Annotated in this window: 24 protein-coding genes; 11 read left to right on the plus strand and 13 right to left on the minus strand. The window is 61.0% G+C overall.

The window, feature by feature from the left end:
- Positions 1–111 precede the first annotated feature (111 nt).
- Positions 112–855 carry a hypothetical protein gene (locus FAY22_RS07700; protein WP_146329667.1) on the plus strand — a complete coding sequence of 248 codons (744 nt, stop codon included), beginning with the start codon at positions 112–114 and terminating at the stop codon, positions 853–855.
- Here the strand turns inward: FAY22_RS07700 and FAY22_RS07705 are convergent, their stop codons facing one another.
- Genes FAY22_RS07705 through FAY22_RS07715 form a run of 3 tightly spaced genes read right to left on the minus strand, consistent with a single transcriptional unit; the run spans position 856 to position 3,910 of the window.
- Entirely contained in the window at positions 856–2,133 is a 1,278-nt protein-coding gene (locus FAY22_RS07705; RefSeq protein ID WP_146329668.1) for a DUF3443 domain-containing protein, read from the minus strand. It lies immediately after the preceding gene.
- Between the two features lie 9 nt (positions 2,134–2,142).
- Entirely contained in the window at positions 2,143–2,598 is a 456-nt protein-coding gene (locus FAY22_RS07710; protein WP_146329669.1) for a DUF2844 domain-containing protein, read from the minus strand.
- A gap of 1 nt (position 2,599) precedes the next feature.
- Positions 2,600–3,910, minus strand: a complete 1,311-nt coding sequence (locus tag FAY22_RS07715; protein ID WP_146329670.1) for a solute carrier family 23 protein — start codon at positions 3,908–3,910, stop codon at positions 2,600–2,602.
- Between the two features lie 195 nt (positions 3,911–4,105).
- On the opposite strand from FAY22_RS07715, the gene upp reads away from it, so the two are divergent.
- Positions 4,106–4,756, plus strand: a complete 651-nt coding sequence (gene upp / locus FAY22_RS07720; RefSeq protein ID WP_146329671.1) for a uracil phosphoribosyltransferase — start codon at positions 4,106–4,108, stop codon at positions 4,754–4,756.
- A 38-nt stretch (positions 4,757–4,794) separates the two neighbouring features.
- Here upp and FAY22_RS07725 read toward each other — a convergent pair whose 3' ends face one another.
- Positions 4,795–5,733: an SDR family NAD(P)-dependent oxidoreductase gene (locus FAY22_RS07725; RefSeq protein ID WP_246860696.1), complete on the minus strand. Its 939-nt coding sequence runs from the start codon at positions 5,731–5,733 to the stop codon at positions 4,795–4,797.
- A gap of 160 nt (positions 5,734–5,893) precedes the next feature.
- Between FAY22_RS07725 and FAY22_RS07730 the strand changes: the two genes are divergently transcribed.
- Positions 5,894–6,406 carry a TlpA disulfide reductase family protein gene (locus tag FAY22_RS07730; RefSeq protein ID WP_146329672.1) on the plus strand — a complete coding sequence of 171 codons (513 nt, stop codon included), beginning with the start codon at positions 5,894–5,896 and terminating at the stop codon, positions 6,404–6,406.
- Positions 6,407–6,535: 129 nt separating this feature from the next.
- On the opposite strand, the gene FAY22_RS07735 is transcribed toward FAY22_RS07730, so the two are convergent.
- Positions 6,536–7,192 (minus strand): DUF1345 domain-containing protein, encoded by a 657-nt coding sequence (locus FAY22_RS07735; RefSeq protein WP_146329673.1) that lies wholly within the window; start codon positions 7,190–7,192, stop codon positions 6,536–6,538.
- Positions 7,193–8,418: 1,226 nt separating this feature from the next.
- Here FAY22_RS07735 and FAY22_RS07740 point away from each other — a divergent pair.
- The 3 genes from FAY22_RS07740 to FAY22_RS07750 all read left to right on the plus strand — a co-directional run bounded on the left by FAY22_RS07740 (position 8,419) and on the right by FAY22_RS07750 (position 10,116).
- A complete protein-coding gene (locus FAY22_RS07740) occupies positions 8,419–8,877 on the plus strand; it encodes an RT0821/Lpp0805 family surface protein (protein WP_146329674.1) in 459 nt (152 codons plus the stop codon).
- Between the two features lie 149 nt (positions 8,878–9,026).
- Positions 9,027–9,398, plus strand: a complete 372-nt coding sequence (locus FAY22_RS07745) for a hypothetical protein (RefSeq protein WP_146329675.1) — start codon at positions 9,027–9,029, stop codon at positions 9,396–9,398.
- 19 nt (positions 9,399–9,417) lie between these two features.
- Positions 9,418–10,116 carry a phosphoribosyltransferase gene (locus FAY22_RS07750; protein WP_146329676.1) on the plus strand — a complete coding sequence of 233 codons (699 nt, stop codon included), beginning with the start codon at positions 9,418–9,420 and terminating at the stop codon, positions 10,114–10,116.
- A gap of 2 nt (positions 10,117–10,118) precedes the next feature.
- On the opposite strand, the gene FAY22_RS07755 is transcribed toward FAY22_RS07750, so the two are convergent.
- The 6 genes from FAY22_RS07755 to acsA form a co-directional block, all read right to left on the minus strand.
- Positions 10,119–12,206 carry a bifunctional diguanylate cyclase/phosphodiesterase gene (locus FAY22_RS07755; protein WP_146329677.1) on the minus strand — a complete coding sequence of 696 codons (2,088 nt, stop codon included), beginning with the start codon at positions 12,204–12,206 and terminating at the stop codon, positions 10,119–10,121.
- 271 nt (positions 12,207–12,477) lie between these two features.
- Positions 12,478–12,720, minus strand: coding sequence for an acyl carrier protein (locus FAY22_RS07760; protein ID WP_146329678.1), 243 nt, complete (start codon positions 12,718–12,720; stop codon positions 12,478–12,480).
- A gap of 10 nt (positions 12,721–12,730) precedes the next feature.
- Positions 12,731–13,891 (minus strand): dihydrolipoamide acetyltransferase family protein, encoded by a 1,161-nt coding sequence (locus tag FAY22_RS07765; protein WP_146329679.1) that lies wholly within the window; start codon positions 13,889–13,891, stop codon positions 12,731–12,733.
- On the minus strand, positions 13,888–14,859 hold the full coding sequence (locus FAY22_RS07770; RefSeq protein WP_146329680.1) for an alpha-ketoacid dehydrogenase subunit beta: 972 nt from the start codon (positions 14,857–14,859) through the stop codon (positions 13,888–13,890). The genes FAY22_RS07765 and FAY22_RS07770 overlap by 4 nt, the downstream gene beginning before the upstream one ends.
- Complete coding sequence (gene pdhA, locus FAY22_RS07775) at positions 14,856–15,836, minus strand: pyruvate dehydrogenase (acetyl-transferring) E1 component subunit alpha (protein WP_146329681.1); 981 nt, start codon at positions 15,834–15,836, stop codon at positions 14,856–14,858. The genes FAY22_RS07770 and pdhA overlap by 4 nt, the downstream gene beginning before the upstream one ends.
- A complete protein-coding gene (gene acsA, locus FAY22_RS07780) occupies positions 15,833–17,599 on the minus strand; it encodes an acetate--CoA ligase (protein ID WP_146329682.1) in 1,767 nt (588 codons plus the stop codon). The genes pdhA and acsA overlap by 4 nt, the downstream gene beginning before the upstream one ends.
- A gap of 251 nt (positions 17,600–17,850) precedes the next feature.
- Between acsA and FAY22_RS07785 the strand changes: the two genes are divergently transcribed.
- The 3 genes from FAY22_RS07785 (at position 17,851) to FAY22_RS07795 (ending at position 22,317) form a co-directional block, all read left to right on the plus strand.
- Positions 17,851–20,646 (plus strand): AMP-binding protein, encoded by a 2,796-nt coding sequence (locus tag FAY22_RS07785; protein ID WP_246860697.1) that lies wholly within the window; start codon positions 17,851–17,853, stop codon positions 20,644–20,646.
- Positions 20,647–20,935: 289 nt separating this feature from the next.
- Positions 20,936–21,241 carry a GYD domain-containing protein gene (locus FAY22_RS07790; RefSeq protein WP_146329684.1) on the plus strand — a complete coding sequence of 102 codons (306 nt, stop codon included), beginning with the start codon at positions 20,936–20,938 and terminating at the stop codon, positions 21,239–21,241.
- 23 nt (positions 21,242–21,264) lie between these two features.
- Positions 21,265–22,317 carry a hypothetical protein gene (locus FAY22_RS07795; RefSeq protein ID WP_146329685.1) on the plus strand — a complete coding sequence of 351 codons (1,053 nt, stop codon included), beginning with the start codon at positions 21,265–21,267 and terminating at the stop codon, positions 22,315–22,317.
- A 113-nt stretch (positions 22,318–22,430) separates the two neighbouring features.
- Here the strand turns inward: FAY22_RS07795 and FAY22_RS07800 are convergent, their stop codons facing one another.
- A complete protein-coding gene (locus FAY22_RS07800; protein ID WP_371417380.1) occupies positions 22,431–23,294 on the minus strand; it encodes a ribose-phosphate diphosphokinase in 864 nt (287 codons plus the stop codon).
- 16 nt (positions 23,295–23,310) lie between these two features.
- Here FAY22_RS07800 and FAY22_RS07805 point away from each other — a divergent pair, with 16 nt between their 5' ends.
- Together FAY22_RS07805 and FAY22_RS07810 are read left to right on the plus strand one after the other, a co-directional pair.
- Positions 23,311–24,270, plus strand: a complete 960-nt coding sequence (locus FAY22_RS07805) for an acetyltransferase (protein ID WP_146329686.1) — start codon at positions 23,311–23,313, stop codon at positions 24,268–24,270.
- A gap of 175 nt (positions 24,271–24,445) precedes the next feature.
- The gene (locus FAY22_RS07810) at positions 24,446–24,919 is read left to right on the plus strand and encodes a hypothetical protein (protein WP_146329687.1); all 474 of its coding nucleotides are present in this window, start codon (positions 24,446–24,448) and stop codon (positions 24,917–24,919) included.
- A 42-nt stretch (positions 24,920–24,961) separates the two neighbouring features.
- Here the strand turns inward: FAY22_RS07810 and FAY22_RS07815 are convergent, their stop codons facing one another.
- A complete protein-coding gene (locus FAY22_RS07815; protein ID WP_146329688.1) occupies positions 24,962–25,831 on the minus strand; it encodes a fused MFS/spermidine synthase in 870 nt (289 codons plus the stop codon).
- Positions 25,832–25,861 lie beyond the last annotated feature (30 nt).

The following is a 25,861-nucleotide window of genomic DNA, read 5'->3' on the forward strand; positions in this document are numbered from 1 at the left end:
CCTTGCCAGCCCACCTGCTCCTTGAGCGGTGACAAAACATCGCAGCGGCGCGCGCGCGAAGATTCCAGCAGAATCATCCGATCCGGGAATCAGCAAGAGGGGCAAGGTCATATGTACGCAATCCGTTCGGTCTTTGGCAGGCGCTTGCGCATCCCGTGCGCGTCGGTCCTGATGGCACTATGCTGCCATGCGCAGGCGGACACCTCCTTGTCCGGAGACCACGGGCAGGCTGGCGCGGCGGGAATTGCGCGCGGCCTGGGCTTCGTCGCGCCTGATTCCGCCCACGGCACGCGCTGCCCGGATGCGCCCGCATGCGACGCGGGCGATGTGCAGCGCGGCGGTTATCTGCTCGGGCTCAGGAATTTCTTCGACCCCGGGCGACTGTTCTCGCGCCTCGGGCTCTTTGGCCGCGACGCGCGGCAGGATGGCCACGATGGCTCCGACTCGCAATCCGGTGCGGGCGGGAACGCGCCGGGCCTGAATCTGCATCCGCTGCCTGGGAGCGCGATCGAGGCGCGCTATGGCTGGAGCGGGCTGACGTATATCGCGCGCGACGAGTTACCTTTGCAGCCGGGATTGAAGACGCGCGGCGTCAAGTATGCGCTGTATGTCGACGATTGCGCCCGGCTGGAGGGGATGTTCGGCCGCGCGTCCGGCCAGGATCGCTACGGACTCGGGTTCGCGCAGGATAACTGGAGCGTTTCCCTGGCCACCGGCGCGGGAGACGCGCGCATGTCCCTGCATGTCGGGTATGCGATCCCGCTGGGCCAGTCCGGCGGTACAGCCGCCGCGTGCAACGTCGCATCGAGCGCCGGCCTGCGTTCCTTAAGGCCCGGCGCCTGGCTCGATCAATAATCAATAGGCATAGTAGGGGCCCTTGCCGCCTGGCGTATCCCTGCCATGGATGGCGGTAAACACGCTGCGCCCATAGAAGAACGGCAATCCCCAGTCGAAGTACGACGACCACAATGAGGCAGGCGTCGTATTGTCGATGCCCGACATCGGGCCGGCCAGCGTCGGGAACGCGACGAACGAAGGATTGGCGTGGAACAGGTTGTCGGCATTGGCGACGCTGAACGACACTGTGCCGCTGGCACCGCCCACCTTCACTCCGATCATGGTCGCCGTCAGATTCCGGGTAAAGGGCGGGCAATAGAAGCCATGGTCGTAGCCGCTGCAAATAGTGATGCCGGCGTCGTCGAAATAGATGGCATTGGAGCCGCTGTCGATGAAGCTCTTCGCGTATGTGCGATTGTTGTAGATCGTCGTGAAATAGCCTGAGGCGGGGTCGAGGTTGAACACCTTTGCCGATCCGAGCGCATTGTTGGACTGCGTTCCGATGCCGAAGATCAGCGAGCCAGATACGGTTGCCGCGCCGCCCGGCGCCACTCCCGGCAGCTGCACCACGACGCCGTTATTGTCGGTTGCAAATCGTGCTACCGGATTCGGTACCTGCTGCGCCAGCGGCGCGGTGGAGGGCGAGCAGGATGAAGAAGTGCAGGCGTAATAGAAACCGTTTTGCGCGGTGGTGCTGCACAGATCGCCGCAGTCCTGGTCCAGGGTGCCTACCCCGAGCACGCCATTCGCTCCGAACTGGGCGGCAGTGGTGGCCGGCGTAAGGGAATTCGAACATGCGTCCGGGATGGCGGCAAAACCGGCATCGCCTACCACGTGGACGGGCAGGGCGGAGACGCGCTGGCCGGCCAGCTTCACGTCGGCCGACCTGACCGGGCCCCAGACGGAGCTGCCGTCGGCGAATTGCACGCATTCCGCCAGCGCCAAGCCTCCCGTTTGCAGCTGTGGAAAGGACAACGCCGACTGCGAAGACGTCGCCGCGAGCGCCGAGGCGAACAGCCGGAGACCGTTGGAACCGGTATCGAGAAGCACATGATCGATGGAGCGGCACCTCACTTCGCTGCCTGGTTCGCAAACCGTCACCGTGACGTAGGGGATGTTCACGTTGTTGGACGGGCCGAGTTCGACGCTCACGGCCATCACGTTCGAGGTGGCACTGGCCGGCGACGATACCGACGTATTGGAACTAGGGGCGGCGGAATCCGAACCGCCCCCGCCGCCGCATGCAGCCAGCGAGGCGATCAAGGCGCACGACAGAAAAGCTGAAATCAAACGCATTTTTATTCCTTATTGCACGACGTCCGCGCCCACACCCTGCGGCAGCGCCTGCGGCAGATAGGCGCGTCCTGAAAACGCGCCCATGCGGCCGTGAGACTGGATCACCAGGTCCGGCTGGCTCACCACCGCGTGACGCTGGGCCCGGTGCTTGCCCTGCATTGCGGTGGCAAAACGATCAAAATAGGCGCCGAGCAGTTGCCGGATGTCCGGCAGGGAGGGGCCTTCCCACGCGATCGCGAAGACTTTTCCGTCCAACGAAACATATTCCCGCACCACCGTGCCGGAAGGCAACTGGATCTCGTGCACGCTATAGCTGCCCGCGCCGGGCATGACCTGCGCCTTGGCGTGCATGGCCGATTTGTCGGCCTGCACGGATTCCACCGTGCCTCCCAGCGCCGCATGCGCCAGGCCGGAAATGCAGAATGCAGCGGCCGCGACGGCGGCCATCAAGTTTTTTTCGATCATGTCAGTGTCCCGGATGCGATGCGCGCAGCGACAGAAGCGCATGCAGGATGATCGCACCGAAGGTGGCGGTGCCGATCCCGCCGAGCGAGAACTGCCCCAGCTTCAGCGTGAAGTCGCCCGCGCCGAGCACCAGGGTGACGGCGGCGACGATCAGGTTGCGGTTATTAGAAAAATCGACCTTGTTCTCGACCCAGATGCGCGCACCGGCCACCGCGATCAGACCGAATACCACGATCGACACGCCGCCCAGCACCGGGCCGGGAATGGTCTGGATGAGTGCGCCGAACTTGGGCGAAAAACCCAGCACGAGGGCGATCAGCGCCGCGACCACGAACACCAGTGTCGAATAGATCTTCGTGACCGCCATCACGCCGATGTTTTCGGCGTAGGTGGTGACGCCGGTGCCGCCCACGCTCGCCGACAGGATCGTGGCCACGCCGTCGCCCACGAAGGCGCGGCCCATGTAGCGGTCCAGGTTCTGGCCGGTCATTGCGCCGACCGCCTTGATGTGCCCGAGATTTTCCGCCACCAGGATAACCGCCACCGGCGCCAACAGGGCCATCGCGTCGGCCTTGAACACCGGCGCCACGAATTGCGGCACACCGAACCAGGCGGCGTTGGCGACCGCGGCGAAGTCGATCGGCTTGCCCAGCCCTGCGCCATTGGTCAGCAATGCGTAGATGACGTACGCCAGCAGCAGGCCGATCAGGATCAGCAGGCGCTGCACCATGCCGCGAGTGAAGACGGCCACGGCGCCGACGCAGAACACCGTTACCAGGGCCATCCAGGCATCGAAGTTATTGCCGGTCACGCTTTTGACCGCGATCGGAGCCAGGTTCAGGCCGATCACCGCCACCACCGCGCCGGTGACCACCGGCGGCATCAGCTTTTCAATCCAGCCGGTGCCGACGGCCATGACCAGCAGGCCGATCAGCGCGTAGACGACACCGCAGGCGATGATGCCGCCCAGCGCGACTGCGGTGTTGGTGTTCGGGCCCTGGCCGGCATAGCCGGTGACCAGGATGACCAGGCCGATGAAGGCGAAGCTCGAGCCGAGATAGCTCGGGACGCGACCGCCGACGAACAGGAAAAAGAGCAGGGTACCGACGCCAGACATGAAAATGGCGAGATTGGGATCGAAGCCCATCAGGAGCGGGGCGAGCACGGTCGCGCCGAACATGGCGACGACGTGCTGAATGCCCATGGCGATCGTCTGCGGCCACGGCAGGCGATCTTCGATGCCGATGACCGGCCCGAGGCCGTCGTTGGTGTTGCGGCGCATGCGCCAGGTGGGGAAATAGGGGCCTGCCATCGGGATCTCCAGGAGTATGCAACCGGCTGCCGGGCAGCCGGATATTGAGTCAGTATTAATTTACCGACGGAAAGTGTATTGAGGTACGGAATAAATGACAATCGCTGGCGCGAAAAGCATTACACTTTCGTGCTATTCCTTGGCTGAACCGCACGGTTCGGTGCCAAATTCATAACGTCACACTTCGAAACACCGATGAAACAAGATCCACGCTTCCCCAACCTGCACATCCTCGACCACCCGCTGATCCAGCATAAGCTGACGCATATGCGTGACCGCGACACCTCGACGCGGACCTTCCGCGAGCTGTTGCGCGAAATTACTCTTCTCATGGGGTACGAAATCACGCGCAATCTGCCGCTGACCACGCTGCGTATCGAAACACCGATGCAAAGCATGGATGCGCCCGTGATCGCCGGTAAAAAGATGGTTGTGGTGCCGGTGCTGCGCGCCGGGATCGGCATGAGCGACGGCTTGCTGGAACTGGTGCCGTCCGCGCGCGTCGGCCACATCGGCGTCTATCGCGATCCGGACACCCACCGCCCGGTGGAGTACCTGGTGCGCTTGCCAGATTTGGCAGAGCGCCATTTCATCCTCTGCGATCCCATGCTGGCGACCGGTAACTCGGCGGTGCACGCGGTAGACGTGCTGAAGAGGCGCGGCGTCAGCGACGAGCAGATCGTGTTCCTGGCGCTGGTTGCCGCACCTGAAGGCGTTCAGGTGTTCCAGAACGCGCATCCGAATGTGAAGGTCTATGTGGCGTCGCTCGACGAGCGCCTCAACGAGCATGCCTACATTATTCCCGGGCTCGGCGACGCCGGCGACCGCCTGTTCGGCACGAAATAAGTCGGAAGCAGGGCGCTCGCACGCCCCGCCGCTTGGCATTACCGCTTGCGCGCCGCGAGCGCCTTGGTGACTTCCATTTGCGACTGTTGGAAACCGGCGCTCGGCACGATTTCCTTGCTGCGGTCGGAGAGCGCATCGAGATTGGCGACGAGCTGCTCGACCGCGTCCGGACGTTCGCCGATATGCACGCCGTCGCTCAGCGTAACGTAGGAACACGAGAAGGTGCCGGCGCCGGCGCACAGGATGGCGCGGGTCGGCGCTTCGCGCGATGCCAGGTAGAGCATGCCGGGCGTGACGCTTTCCGGCGTCAGGAGCGCCAGCACCTCGGCCGGCATCAGGTCTTCCGTCATGCGAGTGGCGGCGGTCGGCGCCAGGCAATTGACCCGGACTCCGTATTTTTCGCCTTCCAGCGACAGCGTCTGCATCAGGCCGACCAGCGCCATCTTGGCCGCGCCGTAGTTGGACTGGCCGAAATTGCCGAACAGCCCCGACGATGAGGTGGTCATCACGATGCGGCCGTAATTCTGCTGTTTCATGATGTCCCAAACCGCCTTGGTGCAGATGACTGCACCCATCAGGTGCACGTCGACGATCGCGCGGAAGTCGTCCAGTGTCATCTTGGTAAAACTTTTGTCGCGCAGGAATCCGGCATTGTTGACGAGGATGTCGATGCGATTCCATTCGCGCATGGCCTGTTCCACCATTTCCTGCACACCGGCCGGGTCCGTGACGGACGCCGGGCTGGCGATCGCCTGGCCGCCCGCAGCGCGGATTTCCGCCACCACGCTTTCGGCTGCGGACAGGCCGTTTCCGGTGCCGTCGCGGGCTACGCCGAGGTCGTTGACGACGACTTTCGCGCCGCGCGCGGCGAGTTGCAATGCATGGGAACGGCCAAGGCCGCCGCCGGCGCCGGTCACGATGGCGACTTGCCCGTCGAAGCGAATCGAGTCCGGCATGGTTTGTGAGTTGGTGGTCATGATAGGAGTAAAAATAATTAACAAACGACAATATTAATCGAATTTCCGATTCGCGAAAAAAAGGGGAAAAAGGGAGAAAAGGGCCAATGAGAGGAATTGACGGCGAAGAACCCGCGTGCTCGGCATTTGGGATTGCGCCACGATTGTTACACTTCGTCGCATGAAAAAATATCTCTCGGCGCTTGTTCTGTGCATCGCGGCCGCCGCGCCTGCGGCTTTTGCAAACACCTCCGGCGAGGTCCCGGTCGGCGGCATGCTGCGCGAAGCGCAAATGCAAGGCTTGTCCGGTGCTTCCGGCCAGTTGTCGGCTTACCGGGGCAAACCTTTGATTATCAACGTCTGGGCCAGCTGGTGCGGCCCCTGTCGGATGGAAATGGGATCGCTGGAACGGCTGTCGCGCCGTTTTGGCGGCAAGAATTTCAACGTGATCGGCATCTCCACCGACGACTATCGCGAGCCTGCGCAGGCATTCCTGCGCCAGTCCGGCACGACCTTCCCCAATTTCATCGATAGCAAGCTCTTCCTTGAGAACATGCTGGGCGCCGACCGGATTCCGCTGACGTTGCTGGTGGATGCCAAGGGCCAGGTGCTCGGCAAATACTACGGGGCCCGGCAATGGGACAGTCCCGAGTCCATTGAAATGATCGTCAAGGCTTTCCGCCTCAAGATCTGAAGCATTCCGGAGTGGCCGGGGTTTTTAAAGGTCGGAGAATGTGCGGCCTCGTCGTCGCTTTCAAGGGAAGTTTCTATCCGACGCAAAGTATCATCAGCGAGGATATGGCGGTCGATCAATCGGCTTTTATCAGCTGCCTACTGTGCCGGCGACAATATTGATCGTTAAACCAATGATTGCGGCATTGAACAGGAAACTAAGCAATGATTGTGCGAGCACCGCTTTCCGCATGGGCGTCGTCGATACGCTGATATCGGACGTCTGCGCTGCCACCGCAATAGTGAACGAGAAATACAAAAAGTCCCAATAGACAGGTTTGAGCTTGTTATCGGGGAAGCGTAGCGGCTTCACTTCGGGGGCGGCCCGGTAAAACATGTGGGCATAGTGGAACATGTAGATGACGCCGACCAACAGCCAGGAGCCAAATACGGTGAAGGCGGTCAGACCGTAGTGGAACAGGCGATCGCCGCCGGACACCTGCTTGGCCGAAGCCAGTTCCACCATAATGGCCGCGAGACTGAGGACGGCGCCCAGCGACATTATGACCAGCACGAAGACGGCGTTGTTATCTTCCTGTTTCGCCAAGCGATGCATACGTGTCTCGTCGCTATGGGCGATCAGCCAGCATATCAGCGCCAGGTAGGACCAGACCGCGACGTTCCATGCCATCAGCATGCGCACCACCGGACTCCACGCACCGGGAGCGACGAAACCGGCGATGGCGCCGCACAGGAGTGATCCCATCAGGCGCGGGTGGGAGCGCAGGAGCATCAGGCGGTCGCGCATGTCGATTCTTGAAAATGGCGGGCGGATTAATAGTTTAGCAAGCTCACAGCAGTAGAACTGAGCTACTTGGATAACGAACAATGCACGACAAACCATGGCAACATCAATACGAATTTTTCCAGGTGGACCGATAGGTGTTGATCGTCGCTCGTGCGTCCCGGCGCGCCTGCGAATGTAGACGCTGTCGACGGGCAATCCTACCGTCCGCATTATATTTCGTGACGCGTCACAAAAAGCCCTTGATCTTGAAGGCAAAAACGAAAAGACGACATGGAAAGTTTTTTGGCATAAGACCGATGTGGGGACCAAAGTAGATTTAGAGGGCCTTCAGTCCCAGTCATAAGTTCGCATAATTTATATTATGTCAAATACGCGCTGCAAGTTAATGGCGCAGTTGATAGCAATGCGGACACGAGTAAGCGGACACAAAACCCCCCTATATCGAATATGACGGACGCATCCATGGCTGGTGCGCTTGCATCGATAAGCGGAACAGGAGGATTACACGTGAAAATTCTTCATGCCACGCCTTTTAAGCCTCACTGATTCTGATTGGCGGATGGGAAATTGTAATAAAGCTTATTCAGGTACTGGGCCACCGCCTCGATATCGGCCTTGCTCCACCGTGCGCGGCTGACGCTTTCCCAGCGTCGCACTTGAGCCGTAAGGCTTGTCCAATCTGTGACAAGACCGCGCTCGCGCCAATGCACCTGCTCTGTATGACATGCAACACAGTGTGTCGAGTAAAGCAATTCACCTCGCGACAACTGTGCTTCCGTTGCTGCTTCCACAGCGGGACACGCCCCTATGAGGCACGATACGCATGTAGAAAAAAATAACCTCTTCCATGGCGACATTTTGACTCCCGCATATACACGCCGACCTCGGTATTGCCAGCCACTCGGCAGGACGGCTTGACATGTTCCAGGGCAAGGCGACATTAACTTCCACCGTTTCGGCCGCTCACAATCATCAATGCGATACAAGTGCACCGACCCGATTGATCGAAATCGACGTCATGAACTGAGAACGCCTTGCGTACGTTATACCGTGTACGGTACGCGGCCCAATTGAGCTTGCACAGCGCGTAGTCATGTTCGCTGTTCTACATTGAATTTGCCGTCATTTCATTACTGGGGCAATGTCGAACCCGAAATCCGCTTTTCTCTCCAAAACGTCAGCGTCCACAAACGGCACATGGGAAGGTACTGGAAAGGATCTTTATCATGACCAGCAAGAAAATTTCTGTTTTGATTTCTGCCGCAGTATTGGGCCTTTCAGCATGTACTGTCCCGCCGACCCAGGAACAATCGGGGATGGTGATAGGCGGCGCACTCGGCGGAGTGCTCGGCTCCCAGGTAGGGGGCGGCGAAGGCAGGACGGTGGCAACCATCGTTGGCACGCTCGTCGGCGCGTCGATCGGAGGTGCCGTTGGTCGTTCCATGGATGATCAAGACCGTATCAAAGTTGCGCGCAGCCTGGAGACCGTTCGCACCGGCGTCGCTTCGCAATGGCGCAACCCGGACACCGGCAATGAATATACGGTAGTCCCGACCCGCACCTATGACTCAGCCGGAGCTCCCTGCCGGGAATACACCGTTAACGCGACTATTGGCGGAAAGCGCGAAAAAGTGTATGGCACCGCCTGCCGCCAGCGGGATGGAAGCTGGAGAACAGCAGGTTGAATCGATTGCGAACTGGCCCCCTACTCAACGCGGTGCGCAGGGAATCGAAAGTTTGCGTTAAATCAGACCTCCGCATAGGCAAGCGGGCCCACCGCACCGCACTGCCTAGACTGATCTTCAGACACCCGTGCGTATCGAGGAGGTGCAACATGGATGACCGCAAATCTGATCAACTGTCGGACGGGAAAAGCACCTTGCTCCAGAAACTGGACGCCGTGGGCTGGGGCCTCTTTCTGATCTGGATGGGGGCGGCTTTTCTGACAAACATGCGTTGGGGATTCGCCTTGATCGGGGTCGGCGTTATCGTGCTCGGCGGGCAGGCGGCGCGCAGGTATTTCCAGCTGTCCGTGGACTGGTTCTGGCTGGTGCTCGGATTCGTGTTCGCGGTCTGGGGCATTCTGGAATCATTGCAGTGGCAGTTTGGCGAATCATTGATACCCGGCGGCCTGCTGCCCGTCGTGTTCATCGTCGCCGGGATTGCCCTCGTCGCTTCCGCCTTGTGGCGCAAGTCGCAACATTAATCGCGCACCACATCACGCCATGTCTACCGGAATATTCAACGATCGTGTCGACGCCGCCCGGGCCCTTTTGGAGCGCCTCCAGGAGTATCGCGGCCGCAATCCACTGGTACTCGCGATTCCGCGCGGCGCGGCGCCGATGGGGCAAATTCTCGCGCAACAGCTCGACGGCGAACTGGATGTCGTATTGGTCCACAAGCTCGGTGCTTTGCTCGATCCGGAGCTCGCTATTGGGGCCATCGATGAAAGCGGGTGGACCTATCTCGCGCCGATGATCGAAGAGCTTGGGGAGACGCACAGGATGATCGAACAGACCAAGGCGCGCCAACTGGAGACATTGAAAAAGCGGCGCGCGCAATACACGCCATTCGCGCCGCCGATCGACCCCAGGGGCCGTATTGCGATCGTGGTGGATGACGGTCTGGCCACGGGGGCAACGATGATCGCGGCGCTCCATGCTGTTCGCGCCAGAAAACCTGCGGAACTGATATGCGCAGTGCCGGTTGCGGCGGCCGACAGCCTGCAGCAGATTTACCCGCTGGCCGACAAGGTGGTCGTTCTGCAAGTGCCGTCGTACTTCGGTGCGGTCAGCCAGTTTTACCGGCATTTTCCTGCGGTCACGGATGAGGAAGTGGCACACATCCTTGCGGTAGCGCGCACGCCTGCTGCGCATACTTCGCCTGCCTATGCGCCGGAGCGCCAAACCGGCAAGAGAGAATAGAACTATGGATCCAAATTGAAACCCGACACAGTTCCTTGCGCAAAGAGCGTGGCAAACATTTTTCCCGACACCGGTTTGCACAGATAAAACCCCTGGGCCTGCCTGCAGCCCTGCTCCCGCACATAGGCCAGCGCTTCGCGCGACTCGATGCCCTCCGCAACCACCTCAAGCTGCAATGCCGTACCCAACGCGATAATCGCATCGGTAATCGCCCGGTTCGACGCGTTTTGGTCGAATCCGAGAATAAATTCCTTGTCGATCTTGATCTTATCGATGGGAAGGTGGCTGAGATAGCTGAGGCTGGAGTAGCCTTTCCCAAAATCGTCGAGCGCGACTTTAACCCCCAGCTCGCGCAAGCGCTGTATCGTCCGGATCGCGTGGTCGACGTTGTCCATCACGGCCGTTTCTGTCAATTCAATCTGCAATGCATCGGCCGGGACCTGCTTTTCGCGCAGCCTGCGTTCGATGTCATCGACAAAGCTGCGCAATTTGAATTGCACAGGAGACACATTGACGGAGATCGGGATCAAGGGCAGCCCTTGCTGCCGCCAGCGATGCTGCTCGCGAGCGATTTCATCCAGCACCCAATCGGTCATCCGACTGACAAGGCCTGACATTTCTGCAATCGGCACGAACACGTCCGGCCCCACGCGCCCGTTTTCCCAGCGAATGAGCGCTTCGGCGCAGAGCACCTTTCCCGAACTGATTTCGACAATCGGCTGGTATGCCATGCTCAGCTCACCCTTGCCGATCGCCCTTCTCAATTCATGTTCGATGCGGGAGTGCGTGATTGATTGAGACGCCAAATCGTCGGTATAGAAACGATAGCTGTTCCTTCCGGAATCCTTGGCCGCGTACATCGCAGCATCCGCCCGTCGCAGCAATTCATTGAGCGTTTCTCCGTCGCTGGGAAACAGGCTGATGCCTATGCATGCCTCCACCGTCAATTCAATGCCATCTACATTGACCGGCTTGCCGATGAGGTGGATTAGATCGGCTGCAACAGTATGCGGAAGGCGGCGTTCATCTACTTGCGGCAACAGGATGACGAACTCGTCGCCGCCGATGCGCGTGATGACGTCCTCGCCGCGCATGCGCGATTGAATCCGCGCGGCCAATTCACGCAACAGCTTGTCCCCGACCTCGTGGCCATAAATGTCGTTGACGGACTTGAATCGATCCAGATCGATAAACAGGACCGCAACCTGCTGGCAGGAGCGCCGGGCCTCGCCAAACAGGTGCTTGGCACATTCGTACAACAGTGCCCGATTGGGAAGCCCTGTCAGAGGATCGTGCAGCGCCGCCTTTCTTAGGCTTTCCTGCGCATGATTGCGTTCCGTGGAATCATGTGCAAAGACAACCACTTCATCGATGGCGCTTGCGGCATTGAATAACGGCGTGGCGCTCACCGTATAGTCGCGCACGCCGGAGTCAGTGATGTGTTGCACTTCGGTGGTGACCGGTTTGGCGCCGGTGAGCGCATCTCTGGCGGCCGCATGCCAGAACACGTTCTCCCCGCCCGCAGCGATCGGCATGCCCGCCCGGCGCGCGGCGGAGTTCAGATAGGTCGGCTTGAGCTGGTGATCGACAATAATGACTTGATCGATGAAGCTGTCGAAGGCGGATTTCAAGCGGGTTTCCATTGCCTGGACCTGGAGCTCGGCTGTCTTGCTCTTCGTTATGTCCCGAATCGACAAAACGGCGAAGGTTTCATTAGTACCGAGAAACCGCAGCGGCCTTCCACTGTGGCTCGATATCCATTGCCGTCCGGTACGCTTATTCCTGACCCACAAGACGATATCGGCGACTTCCTCCCCGTGCATGACACGCCATACCGGCCAGTCTTCCACTGGCACCGGCTCTGCGTCCAGCGTGGAAACCTCGAAGGTCGCGTCCAGGCCGGCTTTGGTCAGCTTGATTTCTTCCTTTGTCGTTGCGCTGAGAAAGTCCAGCGCCGCCTGATTTGCTTCGATCACCTGCCCATCCAGGGCATACATCAGCACGCCTTCATTCAAGCTGTCGAGAATTGCATGCAGGCGCGCATAGCCGTGGCGGTCACGTTTTACCGGAGCAAGCTTGATTTTTTCCATGTGAATTCATCTTGCCGAAAAATAGTTTTTGGCGAGGCTGTCGATTAGACCGCTGAAAATGCATTTCGCGCCATCGGCAAGGAACAATTCCATTAGGAAACGCTCAATGAGAAATTCTGCTTGTTGGCGCTACGTAGGCGGAGGCGGCCATCGGTACTGACTCGCCCGCGACAGACGCGACGACCGTGCTCATGGATGGCCGTGATGCGAAGGCCAGTGTTGCGAAGGCATAGGCTACTGTTGTCTGACAGGCCGCTTCATGATCGATTCGTCAGAGCTTTGCCCCCAGATACTCCACCAGGTCGTTCAAAGTGCGCAGTCGCGCATAGTCGGATTCGGGAATGTCCACCTTGAGCTTGCGGTGCAGGCCGATCAGGAAATTGAGCCAGTCCATCGAATCGAGGTCGACCTGTTCGCGCAGCGCCCGGTCGACGACGAGTTCGTTCTCATCGACTTCCGGCGCGATCGACTTGAGATTGGAGACCACCGTCGCCAGCAATTCCTGTTTTTCCATCGTATTCCCTTCAGAGTTGCTCCGGGTGCTGCAGCCGCTCCCGCACCTCGGCCAGAAACAGCGCACCGTAATGACCGTCCGATACCCGGTGGTCGCCCGACAGGCTGGCGGTGGTCGCCGGCATCGTGCACAGCCCGCCGTCCGCTGTGACCCACGCGATGTCGCGAACCCTGCCGAAGCCGACCAGAGCGACCTGCGGCGGATAGATCACGCCGAACACGCTTTCCACACCCTGCTCGCCGAGATTGGTCACCGTAATCGTCGGATCCGACATTTCGGAACTGCGTAGCGATCCGGCGCGCGCACGCTGCACGAGGTCGGTGAGGTCGCGCATCAGCTGGTCCAGCGGCTTGTCGACGGCATTGTGGATGGCTGGCGCAATCAGCCCGCCCTGCCGCAGAGAGATCGCGACGCCGACATGGATCGACCGCGACGGCCGGCGCTCCCCGTCCACATAGAAACCATTCATGTCCGGGTATTTTTTCAACGCGAGCGCCACCGCCTTGATCTGCAGCGTCGCCATCAGCAGGCGTTCGGTGATGCTGCGTTTTTCGTTGGCCGCGGCCAGCCACTGCTGCGCCTTGCGCATCGGCACGGTCTCGCTCAGGTAGTAGTGAGGGATTTCCTTCTTCGAGCGGCTCATCGCGGCGGCGATCGCCTTGCGCATCGCGGCCTGCCTGTCGGACGGAGCCGGCTGTGCCTGCGCTGGCGCTTCGAGCCGCTGCACGTCCTGCAAAGTCACCGCACCATCCGGTCCGGTGCCGGACACGCTGTCGATGTCGATGCCGTGATCTTCCGCATGCTTGCGCGCGGCAGGAGAAATCCTGCGCCGCGCGGTTGCTGCCGCTGCCGGTCGGGAGAGCGCGACGACCGGCTCGGGCATGCGCACGGGAGGAGCTTCGGCGGCAGGCACTGTCTGTGTTTGCTCCGATTCCCCCGCGCCCAGGAGCGTCGCGAGCACCGCGCCGACCGGCACGATGTCACCGGGCTGCGCCCGCAACTCGAAGACAGTGCCTTCCTGCCAGCTTTCCACATCGACCGCTGCTTTCGACGTATCGACCACGGCCACTACCTGACCACGCCTGACGGTATCGCCCGGCTTGATTTGCCACTGGAGCAGCTTGCCCTCGTCCACGTCGGCACCGAGGAATGGCAATTTGAACTCGATCATCGTTTGCCCACCGCTAGTCTGGCCGCCGCCACAATGGAATCCGCCTGCGGCAGCGCCGCTTCTTCCAGGTGCCGTGCATACGGGATCGGCACTTCGGCACTGCAGACGCGAACCGGCGCTGCATCCAGGTCGTAGAACGCGTTTTCCGTGATGCAGGCGACAATTTCCGCCGCCAGGCTGCCGGTTTTCCAGCCCTCGTCGACCACAACTGCGCGATGCGTCTTGCGCACCGACGCGAGGATTGTGTCGATATCCAGCGGACGCAGCACCCTCAGGTCGACCACTTCGGCGTCGATGCCGTCCGCCGCCAGCCGCTCGGCCGCTACCAGCGCCTTCGGCAGGCAGCCGCCATACGCATACAGGCTGACGTCACTTCCTTCCCGGCGTATCGCCGCCGAGCGGATGTCGCACGGGCCCGGCACAATGTCGGCCTCGATGTTGTACAGCTGGGCATGTTCGAACAGGATCACCGGGTCGGGATCGGCCAGCGCCGGCGCCAGCATCCCGCGCGCATCGGCGACGGTGGCCGGGGCCAGCACCTTGATGCCGGGGATGTGCGCATACCATCCTTCCAGGCTGTGCGAATGCTGTGCCGCGACCTGCCGCCCGGCGCCGGTTGCCATCCGGATCACGACCGGCACGTTGAACTGGCCGCCCGACATATGGCGCAAAGCGGCCGCCGTATTGACGATCTGGTCCAGCGCCAGCAGGCTGAAGTTGACCGTCATGACTTCGACGATCGGGCGCATGCCGCCCAGCGCCGCGCCGATGCCGGCGCCGACGAAGCCGAGTTCAGACAGCGGCGTGTCGCGGATGCGTTCCGGCCCGAACTCCTCGACAAAGCCTTTCGACACCGCATACGTGCCGCCGTACTTGCCGACATCCTCGCCCATCAGGAACACGCGCGGGTCGGTGGTCAGCGCCTCGCGCATCGCCTGGCGCATTGCCTCGCGATAGCTCATCTTCATCGCTGCGGCCCCGGCGTATAGACATCGCGCGTCAGATCCTCGACCGGCTCCCACTGCGCGGCGTCGGCGAACGCGACCGCTTGCTGCACTTCTTGCTCGGCCTGCGCGTCGAGCGCGAGGAATTCGGCTTCGGTCAGCTTGTCCTCGGCTTTCAGGCGCGCGGAAAAAGTATGGATCGGACCGCGCTTCTTCCATGCTTCGATTTCGGCCTTGTCGCGGTACAAGTCGGGATCGAACATCGAGTGCGCGCGAAAGCGATAAGTCTGGAATTCGACGAATACCGGCCCTTCCCCGGCGCGCACCTGGCGCGCGGCTTCCTTCGTCGTTTCGTGCACCGCGACCACGTCCATGCCATCGGCTTTCATGGTGCGCACGTTGTAGCTGGCCGCCTTCGCGCACAGATCAGTTTGCGATTCGGAACGCGCGAGCGCGGTGCCCATTGCATAGAAATTGTTCTCGCAGAGGAAAAGCACCGGCAGTTTCCACAACGCGGCCAGGTTGATCGATTCATGGAAGGCGCCCTCTGCCATCGCGCCCTCGCCGAAGAAGCAGGCGTTCACGCGCGAAATACTTTGCATCTTGTCGGCCAGCGCTAGGCCGACAGTCAGCGGCAAGCCACCGCCGACGATTGCATTGCCGCCGAAGAAGCGGGTGGCGCGATCGAACAGGTGCATCGAGCCGCCCCGTCCGCGCGAGCAGCCGTCGCGCTTGCCGAACATTTCCGCCATGATCGCCGTCATCGGCACGCCACGCACCAGCGCATGTCCATGCTCACGGTAGGTAGCGATGATGTTGTCCTCCGGCGCAAGCGCATGCAGCGCGCCGACCGCGACCGCTTCCTCGCCGATATACAGATGCAGAAAGCCGCGGATCTTGCCGGCGCCGTACAGCTCCGCCGATTTTTCCTCCATGCGGCGGATGCGCAGCATGTCGGTCAGCAGCGCCATGCAGATGGCCTTGTCATAAGGAACGCTCATGACTGTCCTTCCAGCGTGGACGTGTCGCCTTCCGGCAAGCCCAGTTCACGCGCCCTCAGCAGGCGTCGCATGATCTTGCCGCTACGCGTACGGGGCAGCGTCGGCAAAAAATCGATTTCCTTCGGCGCCACGGCCGCGCCCAGCCGCTTGCGCGCATGTCCGAGCAATTCCATGCGCAGCTCCTCCGACGGCTCGACTCCGCGCTTGAGCGAGACGAACGCCTTCACCACTTCGCCCACGGTATCGTCCGGCTTGCCGATCACGCCGGCTTCGGCCACCGCCGGATGCTCCATCAGCGCGCTCTCGACCTCGAACGGCCCGATCAGGTGCCCGGCCGACTTGATCACGTCGTCGGCGCGTCCGACGAACCAGAAATAACCGTCCGCATCTCGCTTCGCGAGATCCCCGGTCAGGTAAAGGTCGCCGGCGAAGCACTTGCGGTAACGCTCCTCGTTGTTCAGGTAACCGCGAAACATCGACGGCCAGCCGCTTTTGAGCGCCAGCTCGCCCTCAGTATCCGGCGCGTCGATCACCCGCACCTGCCCCTGTTCGTCGCGGGCGACGATGAATGCCTCGACGCCGGGCAAGGGTCGCCCCATCGAGCCGGGCTTGATATCGAAGGCCGGCGTGTTGGCGATCATGATGCCGCCGGTCTCGGTCTGCCACCAGTTGTCGTGGATCGGCAAGCCGAGCACTTCCTTGCCCCACCATACCGCTTCCGGATTCAGCGGCTCGCCGACGCTCGCGATGAAGCGCAGTTTCGGGAACGAATATTTTTTGGCGATATCCTCGCCCGCTTTCATCAGCATCCGGATCGCGGTCGGGGCCGTGTACCAGACGCTGACCTGCTGCTCCTGCAGGATGCGGTACCAGCGCTCGGCGTCGAACTCCGCCTCGTCAACGACCGACGTCACACCGTGCAGCAGCGGCGCGATGATGCCGTACGAAGTGCCGGTGACCCAGCCCGGATCAGAGGTGCACCAATAGATGTCGTCGGGATGCAGGTCGAGCGCGTACTTGCCGGTGGCGCGGTGCGTGACCGCCGCTTCATGCACGTGTACTGCCCCCTTGGGCGTGCCGGTGGTGCCGCTGGTGAAATGCAGCAATGCCATGTCTGCGGGCTGCGTTGCGACCGTGTCGAATGCATCGTCCGCCTCGTTCATCATGCGTTGCAGGTCGACGGCGTTGGGGATATCGGGAACCGGTTCGCCGTTTTCCCCGACCAGCAGCACGTGCTGCAAATCTGGCAGCCGGTCGCGGATCTTTTCGATCTTGCGGCGATAGAGCTGCACGGTCGTCACGAGCGCTTTCGCATTGCCAAGCGTCAGGCGCGTGACGATCGGTTCCGGACCGAAGGCGGAAAACAGCGGGCAGGCGACGCTGCCATTCTTCAGGCTGCCCAGCACCGCAATGTACAGTTCCGGTATGCGGCCGGCCAGCACGAACACCCGGTCGCCCTTGCCGACGCCGAGCTGGCGCAGCACATTGGCGAAGCGATTGGTGAGGAGGGACAGTTCGCGGTAGCTAAGAACGCGCTCGCCATCCATGCCAAGGAAACGGAACGCGATACGGTCACGCGACGCGTCCGGCAGGTGACGCTCGATGGCTTCATGCGCGATGTTGATGCCGCCGCCCGGCAAACCTGCCAGTTCCTTCCTTGCATTTTCCCAGGAAAATTCAGCCCTGGTTTCGTCGTAGTCGACCCAGTTCGGCGGGACACGGAAATCCGTTGCGGCCTTGCGGATGATAGAAGAGCGCGGCATGGCGATCCTTTCTCTTCTGCGAATTACTGGGCCATTGTGAGCCGTGCCGGGAGGGGGAGCCCTTGATTCGGATCAAATCTGCACAACCATGTGGAAGCCCGCGCGATGATGGTTGGCATACGCAGCTTCCCATGTGCAATGACTTGCAGGCATTACTTCTTGTACCGAGCAAGTGCGCGAGCTTGATTCATGACAAAGATGCGCGTTTGCGAAGCACTATGGTGAAGCAGACTCTTTCAACAGGGCTTTCCGTGAACGACGCCATCCCACCCACTGGAACGCCGACTCCCGAGCAATTGCTTGCCATCGTTCGTCAGCTCGCATACGAAACCCACCCTGGCCATTCGTATCCGGTCACCGTGGACGCCTCGTTCGAGCGCGACCTGGGATTGGACAGCCTGGCACGCGTGGAATTGATGCAGCGCGTGGAAAAGGCGTTTAGTGTTGAATTACCCGCCGAAGCTCTATCCGAGGCCGACACGCCGCTTGCGCTGCTGCGCTATCTGGGGAAGACGCCACAAGTGCGGGTGGCGGAAACCCGGGCGTCATTGCCCGGCACGCGATCCGTCGGCATTCCCGCTGGAGCGCAGACGCTGGTCGATGTTCTCGAATGGCACGCCGCACACCAGCCGGATCGTTTTCACATCCTGCTGCATGACGAGCAACATCAGGAACATCCGCTGCGCTACCACGACTTGCTCGATGCGGCACGCGGTATTGCCGCCGGTCTGGCTGGGCAAGGGCTCCTGCCCAGGCAAACCGTCGCCTTGATGCTGCCCACCGGACGCGACTATCTTGCTTGCTTTTTCGGCGTGATGATTGCCGGCGGCATCCCGGTGCCGATCTACCCGCCGGCGCGGATGGCCCATATCGAAGACCACTTGCGAAGGCATGCGCGCATCCTGTCCAACGCCGAAGCGTCACTCATCATCACCCTGGAGCAGGCCAAGCCGGTTGCCGTCATGCTGCAAGCCGCAGCGCCGTCCCTGGCGGCGATCGTCACGCCATCCGAACTGCGCGCATCGCCGGCGACATCACGCTATCGCCCGCAGGGCAGCGACATCGCCTTCCTTCAATACACCTCGGGCAGCACCGGTGATCCCAAGGGCGTCATGCTGACCCACGCCAACCTGCTCGCCAATATCCGTGCGCTGGGGCAGGCAGCGCAGGCTTCGCCGAGCGACATCTTTGTGTCGTGGCTGCCGCTTTACCACGACATGGGCTTGATCGGCGCCTGGTTCGGCTCGCTGTACTATGGCATGCCGCTGGTGCTCATGTCGCCGCTTGCTTTTCTCGCGCGGCCGGCACTCTGGCTGCAAGCCATTGCGCGCCATCGCGGCACAATATCGGCCGCGCCGAACTTCGCCTATGAGCTGTGCGTGCGGCATGTCAGCGATGCTGCGCTGGCCGGCCTGGATCTGTCGAGCTGGCGCTTGGCGCTCAACGGCGCGGAGCCGGTCAGTCCATCCACCCTGGAAGCGTTCGCCGCGCGATTTGCATGTTGCGGGTTGCGCCGGCAGGCGGTCACGCCCGTGTACGGTCTGGCGGAATCCTCGGTCGGGCTGGCGTTTCCTCCGCTGGAGCGCGGACCGCGCATCGATGTCATCCGGCGCGAGCCGTTCACCCGCCATGGCAGTGCGGAACCGGCGACCGGGGCCGATACCGCCACCCTCGCCATTCCGGGTTGCGGCCGGGCGCTGCCGGGGCACGAGATCCGGGTCGTCGATGACGCCGGCGTCGAACTGCCCGAACGCCGGGTCGGGCGCCTGGAATTCCGCGGGCCGTCCGCCACGGCGGGTTACTATCGCCATCCCGCAGCCACGCGCGCCCTGTTGCGCGACGGCTGGCTCGATTCGGGCGACCTTGCGTACATGGCGCAAGGCGAGGTCTACGTCACCGGCCGCGTGAAGGATCTGCTCAAGCGCGGCGGACGCAACCTGTACCCGTACGACCTGGAGGAGGCCATCGGCAAGCTGCCGGGCATCCGCAAGGGATGCGTTGCGGTGTTCGCCAGCCCCGACCCTGCCACCGGCAGCGAGCGCCTGGTGATCATAGCCGAGACCCGGGAACGGAACGAAGCCGCGCGCGCGCAGTTGCGCCACGCGCTTAACCAGACCGCGATCGACGTGATCGGCATGCCGGCGGACGACATCGTTCTGGTGCCGCCGCATGCGGTGCTCAAGACTTCGAGCGGAAAGATCCGTCGTCTCGCGAGCCGGGAAGCCTATGAGCATGGCACGGCGGTGAAGCCTGCCGCCATGCCGTGGCTGCAGGCCGCACGCCTGGCCGCAAGTGTCATGCTGGCCCGTGCCAGGGTCGGCGCGCGGCGCATTGCCGCATGGGCGTATGGCGTCTACGCGTGGGCTATCCTTGCCGCGCTGGCGCTCCCTTGCGGCGGGATGGTCATCCTGCTGCAACAGCCGGCACTGGGACGGCGCGTCGCCCGCTGCGGCGCACGTCTGCTATTCCGGCTTACAGGCACGCCGCTATCGGCCAAGGGCATCGATTGCTTGCCGCGCCAGCCCCATGTGCTCCTGGTTAATCACGCCAGCTATCTGGATGCCATCGCGCTGACCGCACTGTTGCCAGCCGTGCCTGGATATACCTATGCGGCAAAGCGCGAATTCGCGGAGCAGCCGGCGATGCGCAACCTGCTGACCGGGTTGGGCGCTCTTTTTGTCGAACGCTTCGATGCCCGACGCGGCGCGAAAGATGTGGAACGGATGGCTGCCGCGTTGCAGCGCGGCGAGAACATCGTCGTCTTCCCTGAAGGAACGTTCAGCCGCGAGGCCGGGCTGATGCCCTTTCATTCAGGCGCATTCATTGCCGCCGCCAGGGCGGCGGCGCCGGTTGTCGTGTCAGGCCTGCGTGGCACACGTGCGGCCTTGCGTGCCGGAACGTGGCGGCCGCACCGTTTTCCCATCGAATTTGAAGTCGGTCAAGCATTTACCCCGTCCGGCCCCGACTGGAGTGCAACGGTGCAGCTGAGCATTGCAGCACGTGCGGCGATGTCCACGCTGTGCGGCGAGTTTGCTTCTCCCGCATAAAATCATTGCGATTCATGGCGATAAATAAATTTTCCTTGGTGGGGAGCACCTGTGTCGGTTTCATCGCCTATCCTCGAAAAGCGAGCCACGGGAGCGCGATGAATGCTTGCCTCGGCACTAAGAAGCAAACACCCCAAGTCACCGAGTTCAGGCGGGATTTCACTTCCGTCTCAGTGCGATGCAGAAGACACCATCATTCACAGACCCGTTTGAGCACGCGCAAGCCCTCCTCCTCCTCCGCTGCTAACGTGAATTGATTGCACCGAGCATTTTCCAAGGAGAAAACGCCATGCAAACTTTTATTCTCTTGACTCGCCTTTCACCCGAGGCATTGAAATCCCCGTCGTCAATGGAAGATTTCGAAAAGCGGGCTGTCCGACACATCGAGCAGGAGTGCCCGGATGTCACATGGCTGCAAAGCTATGCGCTGCTGGGGCCGTATGACTATCTGGATATATTCACGGCGCCGGACATGAATGCAGCCTTGAAGGTGTCGGCGATCATTCGCACTTTCGGTCGCGCGCATTCGGAAGTATGGGGCGCCACTGACTGGAGCGGCTTCAAGGCCATCCTTCATTCCCTGCCCTCGCAATGATGTTCCATTGCGGCGACAACAGCATGCCTGCTGCGTCGCCGCCCTCCTTCGACGTCACTCTTGAATCCAAGGTGGCGTTCTTGCGGCAACCGACCAGTTTCCCGGAACCGGCGTACCGCGTGGAAGCCATTGAAACGCATATGTCATGGATTTTTCTGACGGATGGCTATGCGTACAAGCTGAAAAAACCTGTATGCCATGACTTGTTCGACTTCCGCACCATCGACGCGAGACGCCATTATTGCGAGGAAGAGCTGCGCCTGAATCGTCGCCTGGCTCCCGATGTTTATATCGGCATCGTGGCACTGGTCATCGAGGCACAGGGGCATTTGCAACTGTGCGGCGATGGTGCCGTCATTGACTGGCTGATCAAGATGCGCCGCCTACCGACGCAGCTCATGCTCGACTATGCGATCAGGAAGGGCACGGTCAGCGCGGAAGATATTCGCCGCGTCGCCGCCCGGCTTGCCGCCTTTTACCGGAACGGCATCATGATCACCATCGATCCGGCCGCGTACCGGAACAGGTTACTGCACGATATCGAGCGCAACCTGCGGGAATTGAGTCGCCCCGAATATCGGCTACCGGTCGAACGGGTGCATGAATTGTGTCGGTCGCAACGCGCGGTACTCGAGCACGGGAGAGAGTGGCTCGATGAACGGGTGCGGACGGGAAAGATCGTGGAAGGCCATGGCGATCTGCGGCCGGAACATATCTGCCTTGCGCCGGAGGTGGCCATTATCGACTGCCTCGAATTTTCGCGCGACTTGCGCATGGTCGATCCGGTGGACGAGCTGGGCTTTCTCGCGCTGGAATGCGAGCGGCTTGGCGCGGCAAAGTTTGGCATGCTCCTGCTGCACACCTACAGTGAAATTACCGGCGATTGGCCCGACGCGGCGCTCGTGCATTTCTACCAGGGCTTCCGCGCCGCCCTGCGCGCCAGGATCGCCATCCGGCATCTGGACGAGGAAAAATTCCGCTATTCAGCGGAATGGCGCCGGCGTGCCGCCGACTACTTGCGGCTGGCGGAATCGCATCAGGCCTCCATCAATTCCACGATCGATCCGCCATCATGAATCCGCGCAATCGCTTGTGCAAACAGCCCGGTGCAGCTCAATATGCCGACTTTTGCTTGCGCCGCACTCCCCTCCAGCCTGAACGGCGAGACCGTGTCGGTCACCACGATACCTTACAACGCGCTATCGGCCAGCACCGTGGGCGCATCGCCCATGAACAAACCATGCGTGGCCGCGGCAAACACCCTCTGCGCCCCCCGGTCGCGGCAGGCGCGCGCGGCCCGAACAAGGGTGGTGCCGCTGCTGATCAAGTCGTCGATGATGATCGCGTCCTTATCCTTGATGTCACCGATCAGCATGTCGCCGCTGACCACGCCGCCGCTACGGTATTTTTCAGCGAAGGCCGCGCCCACCGGCTTGCCGAGCGTTCGCGCCAGACGTTGCCTGAACTGCTCGGCCCGCTTGATGCCGCCCGCATCCGGCGACACCACGACCACCTCGCTCTCCAGCAGCAAGGGCGTGAAATGGGAGACAAACAACTGGTTGGCTTCCAGGTTCTCGGCGCCGCAACGGAAGGCGTTCTGGAAGGCGGCCAGATTATGCACATCGACGGTCACCACCGCATCCGTGCCCACCGCTTCGAACAGCGCAGCCACATAACGCGTGGTGACCGGATCGCGCGGCTTGCTTTTCCGGTCCTTGCGCGCATAAGCCAGATATGGCACGACCGCCGTCACGCGCGCGGCGGCGGCATCCTTCAAGGCGCCGATGAAAAACAGCAAGCGGCACAACTTGTCATTGCCGCTTTGCTCCCGATCCGCAAAGAGGGATTGCAGTATGAATACATCCCGGCCACGCACGTTCACCAGCGGCCGCGTCTTGTGCTCGCCATCTTCGAACTCCCTTTCCTCATGCGGACTCAAGCCAATGCCCAGTTGTTGCGCGACCTGCTCGGCAAATATCCGGCTTCTGCCGAGTGCAAACAGCATCAACGGCTGGTCTATCCTGGAAGAGTGAAGCGATACCGGTTCCGTCATTGTCATCCCCTGTCACATGGCTCACTTTGACGTATTCAATGGCGATGCAGACGGCCTTTGCGCGCTGCATCAGCTACGCCTTGCCACTCCGTGCGACGCGACGCTGGTCACCGGGGTCAAGCGCGACATTGCCTTGCTTGAACGTGTTGACGCGCGAGCAGGAGATTCGGTAACGGCGCTCGATGTATCGATCGACGTCAATCGCACAGCACTGCTTGCGCTGCTGGAACGCGGCGTTTCGGTGCAATATTTCGATCATCACGGCTCCGGCGAAGTTCCGGCTCATCCGGGATTGCAGGCAGTCATCGATACCACGCCGGACGTTTGCACGGGCAGCATCGTCGATCGCTTCCTGGGTGGCCAGTATCGTGTCTGGGCGGTTGTTGCTTCCTTCGGCGACAACCTGGCTCATGCGGCGAAAGAACTGGCGACATCGTTGCCGCTGGAGGCGACGCAAATCAGCGGATTGCAGGAACTGGGCGAATGCCTGAACTACAACGCCTATGGCGACAGCGAGGCCGATCTCGTGATCGCTCCTGCCACACTGTATACGCTCCTGCATCGCCATGCCGACCCATTTACGTTCATCGAAACGGAACCGGTGTTTCAGACCTTGCGCAAAGCGCGCAGGCATGACTTGGAACTGGCGCTGCGAATCCGCCCCTATGCGTCCTTGCCTGAAGGAGACATCGTGATCCTGCCCGACACGGCCTGGAGCCGGCGCGTACGCGGCGCCTATGGCAATTCCCTAGCCGCGCGTTGCCCGCACCATGCGCATGCCATTCTCACCTCGAATCTGCGCGGCGGCTACACCGTCAGCGTCCGGGCGCCACTCGCGATCATGCACGGCGCGGATCGTCTCTGCCGCTTGTTTCCCGAAGGCGGCGGCCGGCCCGCTGCAGGAGGCATCAATCATCTTCCGCAGGGCCAGTTAACGGAGTTCATCCACGCCTTTGGGCGGGCATGGCACAGTTGACGCGGCGTTGGCCTGCCTCAGTCATCCAGATGGCTCTTTCCCCTCCTGCGCAACGCCGCTGCGTTCAGCGGTTGACGTAGCGACGCAACCTGAAGCGCGACCTCTTCGACAGTGCTTTCATTTTCATGGCTCTATGCGCGGTATAATCTGCTGCTGCACCGCACCTCCCATTGTCATGTCAGACCACGATTCCGATCCCAGCATTCACGAAGACCGCCTTTGGAAAGACGACGGCTGGACCGCGCGTGTCATCAAGAACGAAGACGATGAAGGCTGGGCGGTCGCCATGTTCAAGGACGGCGAGTCGGAACCGGCGCTTGTCGGACCGTGGACGATGGGACGTGACAAGAAAAATCCCAAGCCGCTCGACGCCAATGCCTTCTCCACACTGGTCAAGACGGCGTCTGAAGTATTGCGGCGGCACGAACAACAACGACACGCAGCACTTAACAAGAGCGTGAGCATCACGCACGATGACGCGACCGTTACGGTCACACTCACCATCGTACCGGATGACGATGATCCGCACGGCCTGCTCAAAGCGATCGATGAATATGGCAGCGAGTTCGCCTGCAAGCGGGTGGATCCTAATTTCAGCCTGACACGGGCAAGTGCAAACGCATGGGCTGACAACGGCTTTGGCCGTTGACTAAATCGGTAGCCGAGGCTCTCCGTTGGAGCGGTGCACGGCCTACTGGGACGGCAATCGACGGTTGATCATAATATTTTGCGCAGCCAGGCTGACCACCAAGGGATGCAACAATTTCAACTGGCGCATTCGCCGGCGTAACGTTGAATCATCCGCCTGCAACGCCTTTCCCTTGCAGGCGAAGATGATTTTGTTTAGCGAATCCAACGTGTCGATGACGACTGTCTCTCCATCAAACGCCAGGCGCATGCGTTCAACGTAAATTTCAGTGTCTGGGGCAGCGGCAAGCAGATTGACGACCATGATTCCGTCTTGTGCCAATGAATCGTGGCAAGCGTCATAAAACTGTTGGCTGCACAATTGCGGCGGTTGACCGCTTTTGTCAAAGCCATCGACCAGTAGTACGTCGAACCAGGCGTCAGCCTCCCGTACGAATTCAGCACCGTCGATGCAGCGCACGCTGAGGCGTTCATCATCGTCAGGAATATGAAAAGCACGCCGCAATCCAATTACCTGCGGGTCAATCTCCGCCACTTCGATAGTCGTCTTCTGCAGAAAGCGGTAGCAAAACTTGGGCAGCGAACCGCCCCCCAATCCAATCATTCCGATTCTTTTCGGCTCAGGATTAAACAGGAGAAATCCCATCATTGCCTGGGTATATTCGAGCACTAAGTCGTCCGGATTATCGATGCGCATTTCGCTCTGCAATGTATTGACATCAAAATGCAGCGATAACGTATCCCGGTTCTTGAAGATCGCTGGCTTTCCTGCGTTAGATAACATGTCCAGTTGCGAGGAATCTTCTGTCTGCATGGCGGCGAGATAAGTGGAAAACGTTGGCGAGGAATAAGGAACCAGTATTAAAGCGCGAAAACGGACAAGGCTAACTGAATCACCACCTTGAATCGGCAACCATTTTCACTACCATAAGGGCTGCTGCCC

The sequence above is a fragment of the Noviherbaspirillum sp. UKPF54 genome, from assembly GCF_007874125.1.
In the GTDB taxonomy this organism is placed as follows: domain Bacteria; phylum Pseudomonadota; class Gammaproteobacteria; order Burkholderiales; family Burkholderiaceae_D; genus Noviherbaspirillum.